Raw genomic sequence first — 17,830 nt, 5'->3', positions numbered from 1 at the left:
AGATATGAATCAAACCGTAACAAAAGCGTCAGCTGTTATTTCTCCGCTTGGGGACTCAGCGCTTGTTATAACGTTTGGAGATAGCATTCAGTATGACATTCATAAACAAATTAAAACGTGCAAGGATTCTATAGAATTAAATCCGTTCCCTGGGTTTATCGAATGCGTGCCAGCATTTACAAATCTTACAATTTTCTATAACCCTCTTGAAGTTGTAGCAGCCGTGAAAAAGAAGGAGAAAAAAGAATTTGTGTCTCCTTTTGAAGCAGTGTCTTCTATCCTTCAAAGTAAATTAGAGAACGAACAGACAGAAAAAGAGTTAGACCATCGTACGGTTTCCATTCCAGTTTGCTACGGAGGCGAGTATGGACCTGACCTTGAATATGTGGCTCGTCACCATAACTTAACAACTGAAGAGGTAATTAGTATTCATTCTGAAGGTGAATACTTAGCGTACATGATTGGATTTGCTCCTGGATTTCCGTTTCTTGGAGGATTATCTGAAAAAATTGCTACGCCTCGTCGGTCGTCTCCTCGCACGTCTATTCCTGCCGGTTCGGTTGGTATTGCAGGAATGCAAACAGGAGTGTACCCTATTTCCACCCCCGGAGGATGGCAGTTAATTGGTCAAACGCCTATTAAGCTGTTTTTGCCGGAGCAAAATCCGCCAAGTTTGCTTCAAGCAGGAGATATTGTGAAATTCAAACCCATCTCTAAAGAAGAGTATCAAGAAATGCAGGCAAAGGAGGGTGAAAAATGAGTATAAGAGTTAGTAAAGCCGGATTATTAACGAGCATTCAAGATTTAGGAAGAAGAGGATTTCAGCAGCACGGTGTGATTGTAAGCGGAGCAATGGATTCTTATTCTCTTCGAATTGCTAATTTACTAGTTGGTAACGACGAAAAAGAAGCGGGACTTGAAGTTACGCTAATGGGGCCTACCCTTGAAATAGAAAGTGATTGTCTAGTAGCGATTACCGGAGGAGACTTAACTCCTTCCGTCAACGGAAAGCCAGTTCCGATGTGGAAACCTTTATTTATTCCAAAAGGAAGCACTTTAGCATTTGGTCCTTGTAGAACCGGTTGTCGTTCCTATCTATCTGTAGCTGGAGGATTTTCTATTGATGAAGTGTTAAATAGTAAAAGCACGTATTTGAGAGGTGAAATTGGTGGCTATAAAGGAAGAGCATTACAAACAGAGGACGTTTTACCTCTATCTGTTCCAGCTGCTTCAAAGCCTGCTTTTCTTTCCAATGAACTGATAAACGGAGTATATACTTCTTCATGGTCCGTAAATTATAAAGAATTTGTTCATTTTACAAAGAAACCAAGTGTCCGTGTTATGAATGGCAGTCAATTTGATTTATTTACAGCTGAAAGCAAAAGTCATTTTATGAAAGAGCCCTTTAAAGTATCAAATCAATCAGATCGAATGGGCTATCGAATGGACGGACCTTCTCTTCAGCTTCAAGAAAAAAAAGAGCTATTATCTGAAGCCGTCTCACAAGGTTCTGTTCAAGTCCCGCCAGATGGAAATCCCATTATCCTGTTAGCAGACCGTCAAACTACAGGAGGATATCCTAAAATCGCTCAAGTCATCACAGCAGATTTACCGCTTTTAGCTCAAGTAAAACCTGGAGAATCCATTTACTTTTCTCACATTTCGCTTCATGAAGCAGAAAAAATTTATTTAGTAAAAGAACAGATGCTTCAAGAATTGAAGATTGCTATTAACCTTGCGTCAACTAAATAAAAAAATGGGAGTGACAAGAAATGATAAACGTACGTGAATTGCAAGAAGTTGTTTCATTAATGAATGAATCTGGTATTCAAAAGCTCCATATTGAACATGAAGGAACAAAAGTTGTTATTGATAAAGCGGGGATTCCTTTAGAAGACATAGCTGTTACAAAAGTAAAAACGGAAGAAGTAAAAGCCGCTGCCGCTGAGCAAGTGCCTCAAGACTCTATGTCTGTAAACGCCGCAGAGAACAATGAAAAGCAAATTTTATCACCAATGGTCGGAACGTTTTACGCAAAGCCAGAAGCAGACGCGGATCCGTTTGTCCAATTAGGACAAACCATTGAACGTAAAGATGTTGTATGTGTAATTGAAGCGATGAAGCTGTTTAACGAAGTAGATGCAGGAATGGAAGGAGAAGTGCTTGAAATTCTTGTGAAAGACGGAGATGTTGTTGAGTTTGGCCAGCCTCTATTCACCGTAAAATCATACTAAAGTATACATACTGTCAGGAGGAGTCATTATGTTCAAAAAGGTATTAATCGCAAATCGCGGCGAGATTGCAGTTCGTATCATTCGGGCTTGTAAAGAGATGGGAATTGCAACCGTGGCCGTGTATTCAGAAGCAGACAGAGACGCACTTCACGTGAAGCTAGCAGATGAGTCATTTTGTATTGGAAAAACGTCTTCTAAAGAAAGTTACTTAAATATTCGTAATCTGCTTACCGTAGCACAAGTAACCAAGGCAGACGCTGTTCATCCCGGCTACGGATTTTTAGCTGAAAATGCTGATTTTGCTGAGATGTGTGAATCCTATGACGTTACCTTTATTGGTCCAAAAGCAGAAGCCATCCGCAAAATGGGAGCAAAAGCTGTAGCAAGAGAAACAATGAAACAAGCCGGCGTGCCTATTGTACCTGGCACGGAGGGACTGATTGAAGATAGCAGCTCAGCTATTCCAGTAGCAAGAGAAATAGGCTATCCAATCATCGTAAAAGCTACAGCGGGCGGCGGTGGAAAAGGAATGAGGCTTGCTCATAGCGAAGAGGAGCTAGAAAAAGCGATTCGTCAAGCTCAGCATGAAGCGGAAACAGCCTTTGGAAACGGCGGCGTATATCTTGAAAAGTATTTAGAAGAACCAAAACACATCGAAATTCAAATTATTGCTGATGAAGAAGGTAATGTAGTTCATTTAGGTGAACGAGATTGTTCGATTCAGCGACGTCATCAAAAGTTGGTAGAAGAAGCTCCGTCTCCTGCGGTAGATGAAAACCTTCGTGCTAAAATGGGCAAAGCGGCGGTCTCGGCAGCTAAAGCAGTTGATTATACAGGTGTGGGAACGGTGGAGTTTCTGTTAGATAAACACGGACATTTTTACTTTATGGAAATGAACACACGGATTCAAGTTGAACACCCTGTTACAGAACTTGTAACAAACATTGACTTAATTAAAGAACAAATTTCCGTAGCAGCGGGCTACCCGCTATCATTTTCTCAGCGGGATATTCAGTTAAAAGGATGGGCAATTGAATGTCGAATCAATGCAGAAAATCCGGCTAAAAACTTTATGCCTTCTCCTGGAAAAGTCGAGATGTATTTACCTCCCGGCGGCTACGGCGTTCGTGTAGACAGCGCGGTTTACCCAGGCTATGAAATTTCTCCATTTTATGATTCAATGGTGGCGAAATTAATCGTAACAGGGAAAGACCGAAATGAAGCGATTCAACGAATGAAACGTGCGCTCGAAGAATTTATCATTATAGGTATTCACACAACCATTCCTTTTCATTTAGAATTACTGAATCATCCTTCTTTTAAGGAAGGGGATTTTACAACCAAATTTCTAGAAAGTAACCCTATTTCAATTAAAGAACTAGAAACGGTGTAAGAAAGGAAAGTGCTCTTATAAGGGAGTGCTTTCCTTTTTTTCTTCATGTATAATAAAAAGAACATATAATTAGCTAGTAAGCTATACGTCTATCAAATACATGTATTCGCACAAATAAGGGAGAAGGTTTTATGCAAGCTAATAATAAAACAGTCGTTAAATCCATGCAGATTCTCACGCTTTTTATCAAGCACCCTAAGCTTACCTTCACAGAAATGATGGAATATTCAGGCGTTCCAAAAACTTCTTTGCACCGGATGGTTGGTTCGCTTGAAGAGATGGGATTTTTAACAAAAGATGAGCAAGGATACTATTCGCTAGGACTTTTATTCTTGCAATTTGGTCAGCTAGTGGCTAATCGCTTAGATATTAGACATATCGCAAAGCCTGTAATGGAAACGCTCCGAGACGAAGTAGAAGAAGCGGTTAATTTAATTGTACGAGATGGGAATGAAGCCATGTATATTGAAAAAGTAGATACGCTTCACCCAGTGCGTCTTTATACATCAATTGGAAGGCGTTCGCCTCTTTATGCAGGAGCTTGTTCACGCATTATTTTGGCGCATTTACCCGAAAAAGAACAAGAGGCATATATTAGTCAAACGGAGCTAGCTCCAATAGGTATTGGAACCATTACAGATAAAGAGAAGTTAAGAAATTTATTAAAAGAAGCAAAAGAAAAAGGGTATACCATTAGCACCTCTGAATTAGAAAACTATACAACATCCGTGAGCGCGCCGATTGTAAATCATCAAAATGAAGTGGTTGCAGGCATTAGCGTAGCGGGAATTGAAGCGAGATTTCAAGGAGACAGACTGCCGTTCATTATTCAAAAAGTAACAGAAGCGGCGAGCGTGATTTCTGAAAAACTCGGTTATCAAGGATCATTAAAGTAGCATACATAGAAAAATGGAGGTAGACCATTGAAACGATTAGAAGGAAAAACAGTCGCACTCGTAGGTCAGCGTAAAGTAGAAGAAATCAGCAAAATTGTTGAAAACCTTGGCGGGACCCCGCTTGTACGGCCTGCTCAAGGAACCATCTTTTTAGATGACACACACTTAGAGGCAGATATTAAAGAACTGGTAAAAGGAAATTATGATTGGTTTATTTTTACGACAGGAGTCGGGACAGAAATTCTGTATAAAACAGCAGATAAGCTAGGACTAGCTGACGAATTCCTCTCTTCTTTACAAGCAGCCAATATTGCTGCTCGCGGGTATAAAACCGTAAACATGTTAAAAAAGCTTGGCGTTACTCCAACCGTTCGAGATGATGATGGAAGTACAGCGGGACTAGTCAGAGCACTTCATTCGTTCTCTTTTGAAGAAAAGCATGTAGCGCTTCAGCTTCACGGAGATCCTGCACCAAAATTGATTGATTTTCTATCGAATCAAAAAGCCCAATTTAAAGAGATTTTACCGTATCAGCATATTCCGCCAAAAGCAGAAGTCATGGAACAGCTTATAAACGAATTAATAAGCGGAAAAATTGATGCTGTTAATTTCACAAGCGCTCCACAGGCCAGATTTTTGTTTTCATTTGCAAGAGAACACGGACAAGCTGATCACATTCGAGAACTCTTTAACAGCTCTGTAGTAGCTGTATCCGTAGGAAAAGTAACCGCTGCTGCTTTAAAAGAAGAAGGGGTAGATCGTATTGTTATTCCCGATCAAGAGCGAATGGGAAGCGCAATTGTAGCTTTAGAACATTATTATCAGCAGCGTGATTAAAAAAAACCTTCTCGCTATGAGGCGAGAAGGTTTTTTTTATGGCTTCATCCAAGCGTTGTCGAATATTGTTTGAAAATTGCCTATTGCCCTCTTTTTGAACTTCTTCAAACATCGAATAGAAATAAATTCATTGTTATTCCAGAAAATCATTTTCAAATATTGTAAAAATGGTAGATAAAGGGTAAAAATAGACGAATATGTTAAAGAGTTGTTACGTTTCTTTTAGAAATATCTTAAATCTAAACAGCTTAAACAATGATAATTATCTACTTCATAACGCTAAAAACATTGCTGCTTGAAGCTTAATAGATGTTTCACTTGCATGGGGAAATAAAGGTATATTTTTGCAGGCAAGAAGTGAATGTATACACAAGCTTTAAATGTTACATGACTGAAATACAATTGTAATATTGTTATTCTTTTTTTGAACGCTTATCGTGGTATAATTTTCGTAGATTTTCATTAGCATATTTAGCTATTTATCGACAAATACAGTGAACTTTACATAAATTTTCAGACTTTTATACATATTGATACATAATTAGAAATTACTAGTTTAACAGAGCGAGAAAGCGGAGGAATTCATATTGAAAAAGAAAATGCTTTTACTTAATACAACGGTTTTATTAGGTCTAGGAGGAGTTTTATCAACCCCAGCATATGCCTCTACCATTCAGGATATGGAATCACAAAAATCTCAAATTCAAAATCAGCGCCAAGATGTGCAATCTAACATCAAAGCAGCTTCTGATGAATTAACACGCCTTCAAGCAGAACAAGATCAAATGAAAGCACAGCTTGAGCGATTAACATTGGCAGAAGAAGAAAATAATAAAAAAGCCGAAAAAACAGAAGCGGATATTAAAGAAACGTCTAAACAAGTAGAGCAGCTTGAAAAAGAAATTAAGCTGCTTCAAGAAAAACTTGAAAAGCGAAATGATATTTTAAAGGATCGTGCACGTTCCATGCAAGAAAGCGGCGGTAACGTAGAGTATTTACAAGTTTTACTTGGTTCTTCAAGTTTTGGTGATTTTGTAGACCGCGCGCTAGCTGTTTCGACGATTGTAGATGCAGACCGCGGTATTTTAACAGAAACTAAAAATATGCAAGACGAACTAAAAACAAAACAAGCAGATGTTAAATCTAAGTTAGCTAGCTTAGAAGATATGAAGGCAGAACTGGATGAAATGACTGTCCAGCTAGCAGCTCAAAAGAAACAAAAAGATGCGTTAGCAAAAGAACTAAAAGATAAAGAAGCAAAAAATGAAGAACTAAAAGCTTCTCTACAATCAAAAGACAGCTCTCTTGCGAATGAACAGTCTACGCTTGAACAAAATATTAAAGATCAAAAAGCGGCGGAAGAAGCAGCAAGAAAAGCAGCTGAACAAGCGGCTAAAGAGGCAGCTAAGAAAGCAGCCGAACAAGCTCAAAAAGCAGCGGCGGCACCAGCTGAAAAAGCCGATTCATCTTCTGCTAAGGCAGAAGCACCAAAAGCAAGCAGCAATGATGTGGCACCTACAAGCGCTCCGGCTCCAAAAGCTAGCAATGTTGTAACGGTAGGAAACCGCTGGATTGGAAACTCTGCTTACGTATTTGGCGGAGGACGCAGCCAGTCTGATATTAACCACGGTTTATTTGACTGCTCGTCATTTGTACACTGGGCATATTCTCAAGTTGGTGTTAACCTTGGGCCTCTTGGATCTGTAAGTACAGAAACGTTAAAGCATGCTGGAACGCAAGTGTCTTCTAGTCAAATGCAGCCTGGAGATCTTGTTTTCTTCGATACATATAAAAAAGACGGACACGTTGGTATTTATGTAGGCGGAGGCAAGTTCATCGGTGCTCAAAGCTCAACAGGTGTTGCAATTGCAAACATGAGCAGCGGCTACTGGAAACAAAAATTCAACGGACGCGTAGTTCGTATTTAATAGGGTATAGTAAAGAGAAAACATCCAAATTGGATGTTTTCTTTTTACATTGTAAGGAGCGTATGCCTATGAACTCTATTTTTGATCATATACAGCCCAACTTAGATATTTTATTTGTCGGTTTTAATCCAAGCATCCGTTCCGGTGAAACGGGTCATCATTTTGCTAATCCAACCAATCGTTTCTGGACAATTCTTCACAAAGCAGGTTTGACAAATCGTAAATATCATCCAGAAGAAGATCACTCGCTGTTACAGCTAGGATACGGTTTAACAAATATTGTAGAGCGGCCTACAAAGGCAGCTGATGAGATTACAAAAGAAGAATATGCAGAAGGCAGAGAAATCTTAAAGAAAAAAATCGCTACATACACGCCTAAAATCGTTTGTTTTGTTGGAAAAGGCGTTTATCAGCAGTACAGCGGACGCAAGCAAGTAAAGTGGGGCAAACAAGAGGAATCGATGGTATCAGGAATAATGGATTTTGTTGCCCCGTCTTCAAGCGGACTCGTTCGGATGAAAGTAGATGAAGTAGTGGCTATTTACGCAGAGCTTCCGAAGCTGCTGCGTACATTAAAATAGAGAAAGCCCTAGGGCTTTCTCTATTTTGCAAATGTAATATCAATTTGAATAATTTCTGATCGGCTTCCGATTCGAAGCGGAGGACCCCAAAAGCCAAATCCTGAAGAGACAATGGTATGCAGTTGATTAGTTTGCTTGTAGCCCCAATCAATTTCAAATAACCGCTTTGTGATCAAATGATTAGGTGCCATTTGTCCTCTGTGAGTATGACCGCATAGAAGTAAATCTACGCCCGCTTGTTCCGCTTCTTTTAAAGAAAGGGGCTGATGATCCATCGCGATGACCGGAAGAGAACGATTCGTTTCACTGGCTAAATCGAAAAAGCTGTCTCGGTTTTTATCCGTCTTATCTTTTCTTCCGATTAAGTACAAGCTATCACCTATGTTTAAGACTTCATCCATTAAAATAGGAATGTTCATTTCTTTCATTCTTTCCACAAACTGAGGAATCTTCCCGCCGTAATACTCATGGTTTCCCAAAATTCCATATGTGCCTAAAGGCGCTTTGAGCTGCTTCATCATATAATCCATTTCTTTTTTAAAGAATACGTGGGGGTCATCGTCAATAATATCTCCAGGAAGTAAAATAAGATCTGGCTGTATCTTTTGTACATGAGTAATTAACCTCTGCAAATGTTTTTTGCCGGACAATGTGCCAAAGTGCATATCGGATGCTACGGCAATGCGGAGGTTTTTTCGATTCGTCTTTTTAGCAACTGATATCGTATATTTCCTTACCACAGGGCTGTAAGCATTATACGTACCGTAGGCGAAAATGAATAAAAAAGCGGCAATTATAAAAAGTCCGATTGAATCGATAGCTGTAGAAAGCGAAGCACCTAGAAAAGCGAGAATATATACGGCTAGATTGCCTATAGGAAGCAAAAGAACCGAATATTGAATAAATCCTAACCAGTACGATCCCACAATTTTAAATATGCTCACTTGTTGAAACGCACGACTGATGATAAAGGAATAAGCAAAAAAGACAACGATCACCGTAAGAATCCATTTGTTTTCCACTTCAAACATTGTGTGAAGCCACATCCAAGCGTTCCATCCGATGTACAGAACGAATAAATTATATAAAATAACAACTAAAATAGATCTTACTAACACACTTACTTTCATACGCTAACCTCTTTTCTTTCATCCGTAATTCCACTATAGCTCATTTTTATTGCTTCAACAAAATTTTATCTCTTCTTCTCATCAATAAAATTTTTGCTTGTCACACAAACGAAAAAACACACCTATAAAACAAGGTGTGTTTTTTGTATTAATGATGGTGATGCGCGTGGTGAAGGCTGCTAATCACAAATTCAGGCTCTGGAACGTGGAAATATTGAATCCATACGCCTTCTAAAAATTTCTCGCGTTTATCTAAAACGATATCGATATCTTTATCTGTTTTTACGATTTCATCATGTTCAGTCGGCGTATCGAATTTCCAATCATAATGCGCGTGATCACCGTGGTCGATAGTTACATATACACGAATCATTTTTCCTTGACCTTCTGGGCTAGCCAATGCATTTTTTAACACTTTTGCTGCGTTTCGATTAATTTTTACTTCCATTTCGAAAACTCCATTCTGTAACTTAGTATGTAAAGTATTTTCGCAAACTTAAACGAAAAAGAGAAATTTTTTGCCTGACGCTCCGTATAGAGTTGCTTCATTCCAACGTAATACGATACACTACACCATAATGAATAAACGAAAAAGGAGGGTATGATGAATGAAGATTGTTGTTTTGGGCGACACTCATATTCCAAAGAGAGCGAAACATTTTCCAAAAAAACTCCTAGCTGAACTGAAAACAGCTGATGCGATTATTCATACCGGAGATTTTCAAACGGTAGATGTATACAATGAACTGCGCGTTTTTGCTCCTGTACACGGTGTGAGTGGAAATGTAGACAGTGAAGAGCTTCAGCAAGTACTTCCAACTTCATTACTTCTTCCGTTTGATGATGTTACGATTGGCGTAACACACGGTCATGGAAAAGAAAAGACGACTGAAAAACGTGCACTTTTGGCATTTGAACATCAACAAGTGGACGCAGTAATTTTCGGTCATTCTCATATTCCTGTTCATAAACAAATTGGTGATATTACAATGTTTAATCCAGGTTCCGCTACTGACAAGCGGCGTCAGAAACAATTTTCGTTTGGACTGCTGTACATACAAAAAAACACGCTTCATTTTGAACATGTTTTTTATGATTCTAAAGACTAAAACAAGAGGGGAACTCTTGTTTTAGTCCGTTTACGTCGTGTGGTCTAAATGAGCAATATATTCGTGAAGCTTATTTTCTTCGTAATCGTTCAAGTCGTGCATCGGAATAACCTGCTGAGTTTGAGGATCCGTTCCTCTTACTTCTGCAATTTTTACTCCTTCTTTATAGATATTAAAAATATCTTTTTCTTCTCCGCGCTGAACCTTTTCTGTTTCAAACATTGAAAAAGACTTGCTGTTTTTACTTTCTTCCATTAAATTCACCTACTTTTTTTATCGTACTCTTATCTTTTCACTCCCATTGTTAATTATGTATACATTCGATGACTAAAGGAATATGAAGTCTTGCCGATAGAAAGGAAGTGCACGATCACTTTTAACTACAGAGAGAGAGGCTACATAGCATGGAGAGAGTAAGAAAAAAAAGGTCCCTTAATAACTTTAAGACAAAGCTGGTGCTAGCATTTGCAGCGATCTTATTAGTGCCATCTGTTACGATAGGTGTATCAGCTTACATAACAGCGAAACATGAAATTGAAAACCAAATTATTAACACAGCACAGCAAAATGTACAGTCCATTAATTCAGTAATTGACGATACCATTGGACCAAAAATTCATGATGTAGAGTTTTTTGCATCAGTGGTAAGCAACGAGCGCTACAATGAAAAAGATATGGCTACTTTAAGCAAAGATTTTAACTTATATGCTTCGCTTCATCCAGAAGCCATTAGCATTTTTACAGGAAATCAGCAGGGAAAGTTTATTCAATCGCCTAAAAAAGTGATGCAAGCAGGCTATGATCCTAGAAAACGAGATTGGTACAAGCTAGCCATGCAAAACAAAGGGAAAACAGTTGTCACTGAACCTTATCCCTCAGCCTCTACAGGTCAAACCGTTATTACTGTAGCAAAAACAACGGCGGATGGCACAGGGGTTATTGCTTTAAATTTAGATATAAGCCGCATCAATAAAGCTGTCAGCAAAGTAAAAATCGGAGAAAAAGGATATCCATTTCTTTTAGATGGAGAAAGAAAATATATTGTTCATCCTACGGAAAAAGCAGGTACAAAAGCGACAGATTCTCTTTTTGAAAAGCTTTATGCAAAGAGCTCCGGATCTTTTGAATATACCTTTAACGGGGATGAAAAAAAGATGGTCTTTACGACAAATAAAACAACGAGTTGGAAAGTTGCAGGTACGATGTATTCATCAGAAGTAAGTGAAGCAGCACAGCCTATCTTTTACAAAACGCTCTTTATTATCGTAGCTTGTCTGATAATCGGGAGTCTTACTATTTTAGTGGTGCTGCAATCGATTATTAAACCGCTCAAACAGCTTAAGAATCAGGCTCTGAGCGTTAGTGAAGGAGATCTAACAACAGCGATTACCGTCAATTCAAAGGATGAAATCGGCGAGTTAGGGTATGCTTTTAGTCAGATGCAAAACAATCTTCGCACATTAATTCAAAATGTTGAAATGAGTGCAGAACAAGTGGCTGCTTCTTCAGAAGAGCTAACGGCCAGCTCACAGCAAACGAGCGCTGCGACTGAACAAGTATCAGTTGCGGTTCAAGAAGTGGCTTCTAGCGCGGAAAAACAAACGGCTGTTATTGACCAAAATGCAGCTTCTTTAGATGAGATTGTACAAGGAGTTTATACAATTGCCAAGCGTACAGAAACTGTTTCTCAGCTATCAAATCACACAACGTCTGAAGCCATAGAAGGCGGAAAAGCCGTGAGAGAAACGGTCGAACAAATGGAATCCATTTCTCAATCCGTCGAGCTGTCTAATACAACAATTCGTACTTTGTTTCAACGTTCAAAAGAAGTTGGAACTATTTTAGAAGTAATCAGCGGCATTGCTGCTCAAACAAATTTACTAGCCTTAAATGCTGCAATCGAAGCGGCACGAGCTGGGGAACATGGAAAAGGGTTTTCTGTTGTAGCAGCGGAAGTGAGAAAGCTGGCAGAACAATCACAAGTGTCCGCATCTCAAATTTCTGAGCTTATTCAAGCTATTCAACAAGATACTCAGGAGTCTGTACATACAATGGAGCAAGTAACAAATAAAGTGGAAGAAGGACGAACAATTTCACAAACGGCTATTCAAAAGTTTGAACAAATTCTAAGCAGTATGAATGAAACGGCTCCGCAAGTAGAAGAAGTTGCTGCGACTGCTCAGCAAATTTCAGCAGCCGTTGAAGAAGTAGCGCGCACAGCGGGTGAAATGGCGATCCTTGCTAAAGGAAATGCAGCTACATCTGAAGAAGTGGCTGCATCTACTGAAGAACAGCTCGCTTCAATGGAAGAAATCGCTGTTTCTGCACAATCTTTGTCTCAAATGGCAGAACAATTAACAGCGCTCATCAGCAAATTTAATTTGTAAACTTTCGTCAAATCGTCATAGACCTCTTTTATATTGGAAAAAGTAGAACATACACACATGAAAGAGGTGACAGTATCTGATGGAGCAAACAAAAATGACCTTTGAGCCAGCTTCAATTAACGACGATATGTATGCGAAGCTTAAACAGTTAGAAGAGCAGTTTCAACAAACGTTGGGAAAAAGAGTGGCTTTAGTTGCATACGAAGCTGAAAAATAAAGAAACAAAAAAAGAAAAGACCTGGTGTCTTTTCTTTTTTTTATTTCAATAAGGTTAACATACATTAAATTACAAGTTTTTTTCATATGCTTTCTCAAAATAACACTAATATAGTGTAAAATTACACTATATTAGTGTTATTTCACTTTTTATATGGTATAATTTCACAGAAGTAAAGAAAGGAGCTTACAGTTTAGAATGAGGAAAAACGTGTTGTTAGGAACTTTTTTATCTTTTTATCTAGTAGGTTCATATGCCTCCTATCATATTTATAAACAGCAGCAAACCCGTCCTGTAACGGAGGATGTTGCACAGCTTCTTCCTACAAAAGTTAAAGAAATAAAGCATGGGACCACTGAAAAGCAGCTTAAAAATTGGGTGAAAACTGCTTCACAGCATCATGAAAAAATAGCGATTTCAGGGATGCAGCACAGCCAAGGAGGGCAGACGTACTATCCTAATGCTATTTTACTTGATATGAAGCAGTACAATAAAATTATAGATTACAAGCCTCGTCAAAAAGAAATTACAGTTCAAAGCGGGACAACATGGAATGACATTCAGCAATATATACATAAAGACGGTCTTGCTCTTCAGGTTATGCAGTCACAAAATATTTTTACCGTTGGAGGTTCTATTAGCGTGAACGTACACGGCAGAGATATTCGATACGGCTCTTTAATGGATACGGTCAAATCTATGCGTCTCCTGCAGGCGGACGGATCTATTATCGAAATTAGCCGGACAAAACACCCTGAGCTGTTTTCTTTAGTAAACGGAGGCTACGGGTTATTTGGGGTCATTTTAGATGTTACGCTTCGTTTAACGGACGATGAATGGTACGAAGATGAAATTATTCGCTTAAATTATAGACAGTATACAGCTTATTTTAAAAACTACGTACAGCATAACCCTGACGTTCGTATGCATATGGCGCGTATTTCTGTTTCTCCTAATCAATTGCTAACAGATATGTACGTTACAAACTATCGCTTATCTTCTCAGAACACTTCTACTGTAAACGAACCGCTCAAAACAGAAAAAATAGTGGCGCTTCCTAAATTTATGCTAGGGCTGTCTCGGTATAGCGACTGGGGCAAAGATATGCTGTGGGAAACACAAAAGGCTTATTTCTTAAAACAAAATGGAAGGCTTGAAACAAGAAATAATGTTATGCGTTCTGAAAGTGATTTTATGGAATATGAAAGTGCTAGCCGGACGGAAATTTTACAAGAATACTTTGTTCCAGTTGATGAATTTGCTTCTTACATCGATGATTTACGTCAAGTGTTAGCAACTGAGGAATTAAATTTATTGAACATTACTGTTCGCTATGTAGAAAAAGACAATAAAGCAGTCATGTCTTATGCAAAAGGCGATATGTTTGCTCTCGTTTTACTTATTAACCAAAAAAAGGATCACCAAGGCATCTCTGATACACAAAGAGTTGTCCGGAAAATGGTGGATGTGACGCTGCAGCATCAGGGAAGCTATTATTTGCCTTACTACGGCTACCCAAGCAAGAAGCAGTTAGAAGAGGCTTACCCTCATACAACCGCCTTTTTTAATTTGAAAAGAAAATATGATCGGAACGAAACGTTTGTTAATTTATTTTATAAGGAGTATGGAAAATGACGTACAAACAACTCTTACATTCACAAAGCCTTATGATTACCGCAAGCAGTATTGTGTTTCCTTTTTACCTTTTACTGCTTCGGAATCTTGGCGATAGCTATTCACAATTTGGCTTAGCTTACGGAATTTTTGCTTTAACCGCAGCTTTGAGTCATCCGTTGATCGGTTCATGGAGTGACAGAGTAGGAGAAAAGCGCTTGCTTCTTTTATATACGTTTGGGATGGCCGTTGTTATGCTTGTGATTCCCGTTTTAACAACGATCACGCAGGTGTATATCATTCAAATTATAATGGGTCTGCTTGGAGCTCTTCAAAAAACAGCAGAAAAAATAGCGTTATCTAGGCAGACAGATCGTGCTCACACAGGAAAACAAGTAGGACACTATCATTTATGGACCTCTATATGGGCAGCCTTGGCCGTTATTGCAACAGGGTATATCATTGATTTTCTGACAATCGGAAGCCTTTTTTACATCACTTCGTTTATGTACGTAGCAGCAGGGGTATTAATATGGCAAAAACCAAAAACAATCGAGCTTGAACGCCACCATTCGCTGTAAAGCATATATGGACAGGTCACCTGAATTTTTTAGTTCGTACAGTAAGATACTATAAAAAATTTATGTTCTCCCGATATAAGTACTGAAAGGAGAAACGTTTATGCAAGGTATAAGTATATCAGGGCAAGATGCATGGTCTTCTATTATAGTATCGTTCGCTATTTTCATCATTATATGGGGTCTGATTCCAGGCTTGACTATAAAGTATGTATGTAAAAGTCAAACACTAGGTATAGCAAGTTTTTTTGTTGGTATTGCCTATGGGGTTAAAGCAGGTCATTTCCTTATTTAAATACGAATTGGTGTAAGTAAGGAAGCTTGGACCACTATTAGCTAAGTGGTAATGCCTTTTGTTTCCTGTTATTTTTTTAGAGCAATTCTCCATAATAACAGTTAAAGAGGTGAATCCGATGACCGATAACAACGTTGGGTTTGGAGTTAGCGGAGGCGAAGAGACTAGAAAAAAATCTACTGTTTCTAGTGAAGCTCCTATATCTAGTGATGTACAACAAAACCAAAAACAAGATAACTACGAAAAGCTTAGCCATCAACTAAATTCATTATCTGATGATGAATTTAGAGCAGATCGTGATGAAGATTAAGGGTTACCTATCAAAAAAGACTATTTAAATTAAATAAAGTATTATGAAAGTAAACTAAGTGGATTCCATGACTTTAACGTGATAGCATTAACTACTGGTACAAACATACCACTTGACTATTTTGACATGCTATTTTGTCAAAGTTCTTAGTTATTTCTTTGATAACTGAGAATTCATTTGTAACCTTTGAGTAGAGATATAAAGGTAATCCTTCACTTTAATAAGTGGAGGATTTTTTTTATCATTTCGTAATGATTTTGCGATTGTTTGGATTAACGGGGATAAAACAGATACATTGTATACAATGTAAACGTCGTCATGTATAATGTAACTTATTCTTAGTTGAAAACTTGAATGAGCAGGATAGACATAGTCGAGATAAGCGGAGGCATACACCAGTGTCTAAGAAAATACATGATTTTAATGATATTATCCGAAAGCTGCGCAAAAAACTTTTTGGAAAAGGTCCAGAACGAATTCATACTGTATTTGTTCAAAATATGGCTATTTCAACTTTGTACGGCAACTTAACGCCAGCTGAAAAATTTATCGCGAGAACAACCGAAGGTAAAGAGACGGTACATATGGCAAGAACAAAGCTTATTCAAAACCTTTATGCTTCATCTCCTCCAGAGGGGCTTGAAGACTTGTTAGGAGCTAAGCTGGAGTACTTATTTTCTGATATCAAAGTGGAAGAAGATATTGCTGTTTCTGTGTTTGTGTTTGAAACTAATATTCAGTAGAACAACGCAAAATACATAATTTAATTAAATGAAAGAGAAGTAGGATCTGCTTGTTTTTTATTTGATTTTATTATAAATAATGATGACTGATATACTGTAAAGAAAGTGCAGGATTATTAGGCAGCATTCAAAAACCTTGTGTAAAAGGTGTTTTTGAGTGCTGCCTTTTTTAGTTAAGGAGGAGTTTTATGGCATTTCACAAGCCCGATAAAATGTTAAACATCGCTTTAGAAGCGGGGGTTTCAAAGACGAAGTTATCCCTTTCTTCTATTCTTATGCTTGGGTTTCTAGGAGGCGCGTTTATTGCGCTTGGTTTTTTACTAGATGTGCGCGTCATTGGTAATTTACCAGCTGAATGGGGAAGTTTATCAAATCTTTTAGGAGGGGCCGTCTTTCCTGTAGGTCTTATGCTGGTCGTACTTGGGGGAGCAGAGCTCATTACGGGGAATATGATGTCTGTCTCCATTGCCCTGTATGCAAGAAAAGTTTCGCTTCGCCACTTGCTTCATAACTGGTTTTGGGTCACGCTTGCTAACTTTTTAGGAGCCGTATTTATTGCGTATTTCTTTGGACATATTGTCGGCTTAACAGAAACGGGGCCTTTTTTAGATAAAACGGTAGCAATTGCTCAAGCTAAAATTGATGACTCATTTTTTAAAACGCTTATTTCTGCTGTGGGCTGTAACTGGCTTGTATGTTTAGCTATTTGGCTTTCATACGGCGCTGATGACGTTACGGGTAAAATTCTTGGTATTTGGTTTCCGATTATGGCTTTTGTTGCGATTGGCTTTCAGCACGTTGTAGCGAATATGTTTATTATTCCCGCCGCTATTTTTGCAGGTCACTTTACATGGATTGATTTTATTGCAAATATTATCCCTACCTTTATTGGAAATATGATAGGAGGAGCTGTATTTGTAGGCCTTATTTATTTTTCTTCTTATCAACAGAAACAAAAAGAACAATTAAAAAAAGCTTCTTAAGCGGTTTTATCAGTCGTCATTAATAAAAGCAGTCTCTTAGTAAAGAGGCTGCTTTTTTGATAGCAAAAGGTGAAAAAATGTATTTTTAACAATTTATGTATGATAACATATAAAACAATTAGAATATGGTGCCATGAACATTTGAATTCGCACTATTATTTTCATAATAATATTATAGTTAACTAGATGTTGATTAATACATTCGGAAGGTAGAGAAAGAACTATTGAATATCTAGTATTACTTACTGGTTTATATGATCCGTATGCAAATCATATTTAATAACGTATTAAAGGAGAGTGAAGAAATTGAAGTTCGTGTTTGCTGTTTTATTGATTATATTTGGCAGCATTTTAGTTGGATTGACTAGTAACAGTCTAGGCGCGACAAGTAATAACATCATGCATTTAGCTGGAATTGGGTGCCTTATAGCAGCTATTTTCATAGCCAAAGGCAAAAAAGATACTAAACGCCGTACAAAAAGGGAATGCGATGTTTAATCACGCATTCTTTTTTGATGTGAGCAGTTCTAGGCCTTTGTCGTCCACTTTTTCTTACGATTATTATAAAATAGAAAGTAACAGCTATACATACAGC

General features: G+C 38.1%; 21 protein-coding genes. 18 read left to right on the top strand and 3 right to left on the bottom strand.

Features of this window, described 5'->3' with window-relative positions; all coding sequences use genetic code 11:
- Positions 1 to 4 precede the first annotated feature (4 nt).
- The 8 genes from pxpB to mug all read left to right on the top strand — a co-directional run bounded on the left by pxpB (position 5) and on the right by mug (position 7,869).
- Positions 5 to 760: a 5-oxoprolinase subunit PxpB gene (gene pxpB / locus U9R83_RS12270; RefSeq protein WP_116741271.1), complete on the top strand. Its 756-nt coding sequence runs from the start codon at positions 5 to 7 to the stop codon at positions 758 to 760.
- Complete coding sequence (locus U9R83_RS12265; RefSeq protein WP_328575252.1) at positions 757 to 1,752, top strand: biotin-dependent carboxyltransferase family protein; 996 nt, start codon at positions 757 to 759, stop codon at positions 1,750 to 1,752. The genes pxpB and U9R83_RS12265 overlap by 4 nt, the downstream gene beginning before the upstream one ends.
- 20 nt (positions 1,753 to 1,772) lie before the next feature.
- The gene (gene accB, locus U9R83_RS12260; protein WP_328575251.1) at positions 1,773 to 2,234 is read left to right on the top strand and encodes an acetyl-CoA carboxylase biotin carboxyl carrier protein; all 462 of its coding nucleotides are present in this window, start codon (positions 1,773 to 1,775) and stop codon (positions 2,232 to 2,234) included.
- A gap of 28 nt (positions 2,235 to 2,262) precedes the next feature.
- On the top strand, positions 2,263 to 3,627 hold the full coding sequence (gene accC, locus U9R83_RS12255) for an acetyl-CoA carboxylase biotin carboxylase subunit (protein WP_328575250.1): 1,365 nt from the start codon (positions 2,263 to 2,265) through the stop codon (positions 3,625 to 3,627).
- 131 nt (positions 3,628 to 3,758) lie between these two features.
- The gene (locus U9R83_RS12250; protein WP_115654011.1) at positions 3,759 to 4,523 is read left to right on the top strand and encodes an IclR family transcriptional regulator; all 765 of its coding nucleotides are present in this window, start codon (positions 3,759 to 3,761) and stop codon (positions 4,521 to 4,523) included.
- 27 nt (positions 4,524 to 4,550) lie between these two features.
- Positions 4,551 to 5,360, top strand: a complete 810-nt coding sequence (locus U9R83_RS12245) for a uroporphyrinogen-III synthase (RefSeq protein WP_115654010.1) — start codon at positions 4,551 to 4,553, stop codon at positions 5,358 to 5,360.
- A 587-nt stretch (positions 5,361 to 5,947) separates the two neighbouring features.
- Positions 5,948 to 7,288: a coiled-coil domain-containing protein gene (locus U9R83_RS12240; RefSeq protein ID WP_182420541.1), complete on the top strand. Its 1,341-nt coding sequence runs from the start codon at positions 5,948 to 5,950 to the stop codon at positions 7,286 to 7,288.
- 68 nt (positions 7,289 to 7,356) lie between these two features.
- A complete protein-coding gene (gene mug, locus U9R83_RS12235) occupies positions 7,357 to 7,869 on the top strand; it encodes a G/U mismatch-specific DNA glycosylase (RefSeq protein WP_028413256.1) in 513 nt (170 codons plus the stop codon).
- Positions 7,870 to 7,889: 20 nt separating this feature from the next.
- Here the strand turns inward: mug and U9R83_RS12230 are convergent, their stop codons facing one another.
- Together U9R83_RS12230 and U9R83_RS12225 are read right to left on the bottom strand one after the other, a co-directional pair.
- Positions 7,890 to 8,999 carry a metallophosphoesterase gene (locus U9R83_RS12230; protein ID WP_328575249.1) on the bottom strand — a complete coding sequence of 370 codons (1,110 nt, stop codon included), beginning with the start codon at positions 8,997 to 8,999 and terminating at the stop codon, positions 7,890 to 7,892.
- 148 nt (positions 9,000 to 9,147) lie between these two features.
- A complete protein-coding gene (locus U9R83_RS12225; protein WP_013083290.1) occupies positions 9,148 to 9,447 on the bottom strand; it encodes a hypothetical protein in 300 nt (99 codons plus the stop codon).
- Positions 9,448 to 9,607: 160 nt separating this feature from the next.
- Here U9R83_RS12225 and U9R83_RS12220 point away from each other — a divergent pair, with 160 nt between their 5' ends.
- Complete coding sequence (locus tag U9R83_RS12220; RefSeq protein ID WP_115654008.1) at positions 9,608 to 10,108, top strand: metallophosphoesterase family protein; 501 nt, start codon at positions 9,608 to 9,610, stop codon at positions 10,106 to 10,108.
- A 30-nt stretch (positions 10,109 to 10,138) separates the two neighbouring features.
- Here the strand turns inward: U9R83_RS12220 and U9R83_RS12215 are convergent, their stop codons facing one another.
- Positions 10,139 to 10,363: a hypothetical protein gene (locus tag U9R83_RS12215; protein ID WP_014459961.1), complete on the bottom strand. Its 225-nt coding sequence runs from the start codon at positions 10,361 to 10,363 to the stop codon at positions 10,139 to 10,141.
- Between the two features lie 149 nt (positions 10,364 to 10,512).
- On the opposite strand from U9R83_RS12215, the gene U9R83_RS12210 reads away from it, so the two are divergent.
- From U9R83_RS12210 to U9R83_RS12170, 9 genes are all read left to right on the top strand, one after another.
- The gene (locus tag U9R83_RS12210) at positions 10,513 to 12,495 is read left to right on the top strand and encodes a methyl-accepting chemotaxis protein (RefSeq protein ID WP_328575248.1); all 1,983 of its coding nucleotides are present in this window, start codon (positions 10,513 to 10,515) and stop codon (positions 12,493 to 12,495) included.
- 79 nt (positions 12,496 to 12,574) lie between these two features.
- Positions 12,575 to 12,712, top strand: a complete 138-nt coding sequence (locus tag U9R83_RS12205) for a hypothetical protein (protein WP_208732275.1) — start codon at positions 12,575 to 12,577, stop codon at positions 12,710 to 12,712.
- A 198-nt stretch (positions 12,713 to 12,910) separates the two neighbouring features.
- A complete protein-coding gene (locus U9R83_RS12200) occupies positions 12,911 to 14,347 on the top strand; it encodes an FAD-binding oxidoreductase (protein WP_208732276.1) in 1,437 nt (478 codons plus the stop codon).
- Positions 14,344 to 14,907 (top strand): MFS transporter, encoded by a 564-nt coding sequence (locus U9R83_RS12195; protein WP_014459965.1) that lies wholly within the window; start codon positions 14,344 to 14,346, stop codon positions 14,905 to 14,907. The genes U9R83_RS12200 and U9R83_RS12195 overlap by 4 nt, the downstream gene beginning before the upstream one ends.
- 100 nt (positions 14,908 to 15,007) lie before the next feature.
- Positions 15,008 to 15,199, top strand: coding sequence for a hypothetical protein (locus U9R83_RS12190; RefSeq protein ID WP_025751820.1), 192 nt, complete (start codon positions 15,008 to 15,010; stop codon positions 15,197 to 15,199).
- A gap of 118 nt (positions 15,200 to 15,317) precedes the next feature.
- On the top strand, positions 15,318 to 15,509 hold the full coding sequence (locus tag U9R83_RS12185; protein ID WP_014459966.1) for a hypothetical protein: 192 nt from the start codon (positions 15,318 to 15,320) through the stop codon (positions 15,507 to 15,509).
- A gap of 398 nt (positions 15,510 to 15,907) precedes the next feature.
- Positions 15,908 to 16,252, top strand: coding sequence for a DUF2294 domain-containing protein (locus U9R83_RS12180; protein WP_182420546.1), 345 nt, complete (start codon positions 15,908 to 15,910; stop codon positions 16,250 to 16,252).
- A gap of 188 nt (positions 16,253 to 16,440) precedes the next feature.
- Positions 16,441 to 17,235, top strand: a complete 795-nt coding sequence (locus U9R83_RS12175; RefSeq protein ID WP_208732277.1) for a formate/nitrite transporter family protein — start codon at positions 16,441 to 16,443, stop codon at positions 17,233 to 17,235.
- Between the two features lie 315 nt (positions 17,236 to 17,550).
- The gene (locus tag U9R83_RS12170; protein ID WP_223260272.1) at positions 17,551 to 17,733 is read left to right on the top strand and encodes a hypothetical protein; all 183 of its coding nucleotides are present in this window, start codon (positions 17,551 to 17,553) and stop codon (positions 17,731 to 17,733) included.
- The last annotated feature ends 97 nt before the right edge of the window (positions 17,734 to 17,830 follow it).

The organism is Priestia sp. LL-8, assembly GCF_036227845.1.
GTDB lineage: Bacteria > Bacillota > Bacilli > Bacillales > Bacillaceae_H > Priestia > Priestia zanthoxyli.
This window is presented reverse-complemented; position numbering and strand designations above follow the sequence as displayed.

Coding starts and splice junctions, on each gene's coding strand:
- pxpB (WP_116741271.1), top strand. CDS start 5: ATGAATCAAACCGTAACAAAAGCGTCAGCTGTTATTTCTCCGCTTGGG.
- U9R83_RS12265 (WP_328575252.1), top strand. CDS start 757: ATGAGTATAAGAGTTAGTAAAGCCGGATTATTAACGAGCATTCAAGAT.
- accB (WP_328575251.1), top strand. CDS start 1,773: ATGATAAACGTACGTGAATTGCAAGAAGTTGTTTCATTAATGAATGAA.
- accC (WP_328575250.1), top strand. CDS start 2,263: ATGTTCAAAAAGGTATTAATCGCAAATCGCGGCGAGATTGCAGTTCGT.
- U9R83_RS12250 (WP_115654011.1), top strand. CDS start 3,759: ATGCAAGCTAATAATAAAACAGTCGTTAAATCCATGCAGATTCTCACG.
- mug (WP_028413256.1), top strand. CDS start 7,357: ATGAACTCTATTTTTGATCATATACAGCCCAACTTAGATATTTTATTT.
- U9R83_RS12230 (WP_328575249.1), bottom strand. CDS start 8,999: ATGAAAGTAAGTGTGTTAGTAAGATCTATTTTAGTTGTTATTTTATAT.
- U9R83_RS12225 (WP_013083290.1), bottom strand. CDS start 9,447: ATGGAAGTAAAAATTAATCGAAACGCAGCAAAAGTGTTAAAAAATGCA.
- U9R83_RS12220 (WP_115654008.1), top strand. CDS start 9,608: ATGAAGATTGTTGTTTTGGGCGACACTCATATTCCAAAGAGAGCGAAA.
- U9R83_RS12215 (WP_014459961.1), bottom strand. CDS start 10,363: ATGGAAGAAAGTAAAAACAGCAAGTCTTTTTCAATGTTTGAAACAGAA.
- U9R83_RS12210 (WP_328575248.1), top strand. CDS start 10,513: ATGGAGAGAGTAAGAAAAAAAAGGTCCCTTAATAACTTTAAGACAAAG.
- U9R83_RS12205 (WP_208732275.1), top strand. CDS start 12,575: ATGGAGCAAACAAAAATGACCTTTGAGCCAGCTTCAATTAACGACGAT.
- U9R83_RS12200 (WP_208732276.1), top strand. CDS start 12,911: ATGAGGAAAAACGTGTTGTTAGGAACTTTTTTATCTTTTTATCTAGTA.
- U9R83_RS12195 (WP_014459965.1), top strand. CDS start 14,344: ATGACGTACAAACAACTCTTACATTCACAAAGCCTTATGATTACCGCA.
- U9R83_RS12190 (WP_025751820.1), top strand. CDS start 15,008: ATGCAAGGTATAAGTATATCAGGGCAAGATGCATGGTCTTCTATTATA.
- U9R83_RS12185 (WP_014459966.1), top strand. CDS start 15,318: ATGACCGATAACAACGTTGGGTTTGGAGTTAGCGGAGGCGAAGAGACT.
- U9R83_RS12175 (WP_208732277.1), top strand. CDS start 16,441: ATGGCATTTCACAAGCCCGATAAAATGTTAAACATCGCTTTAGAAGCG.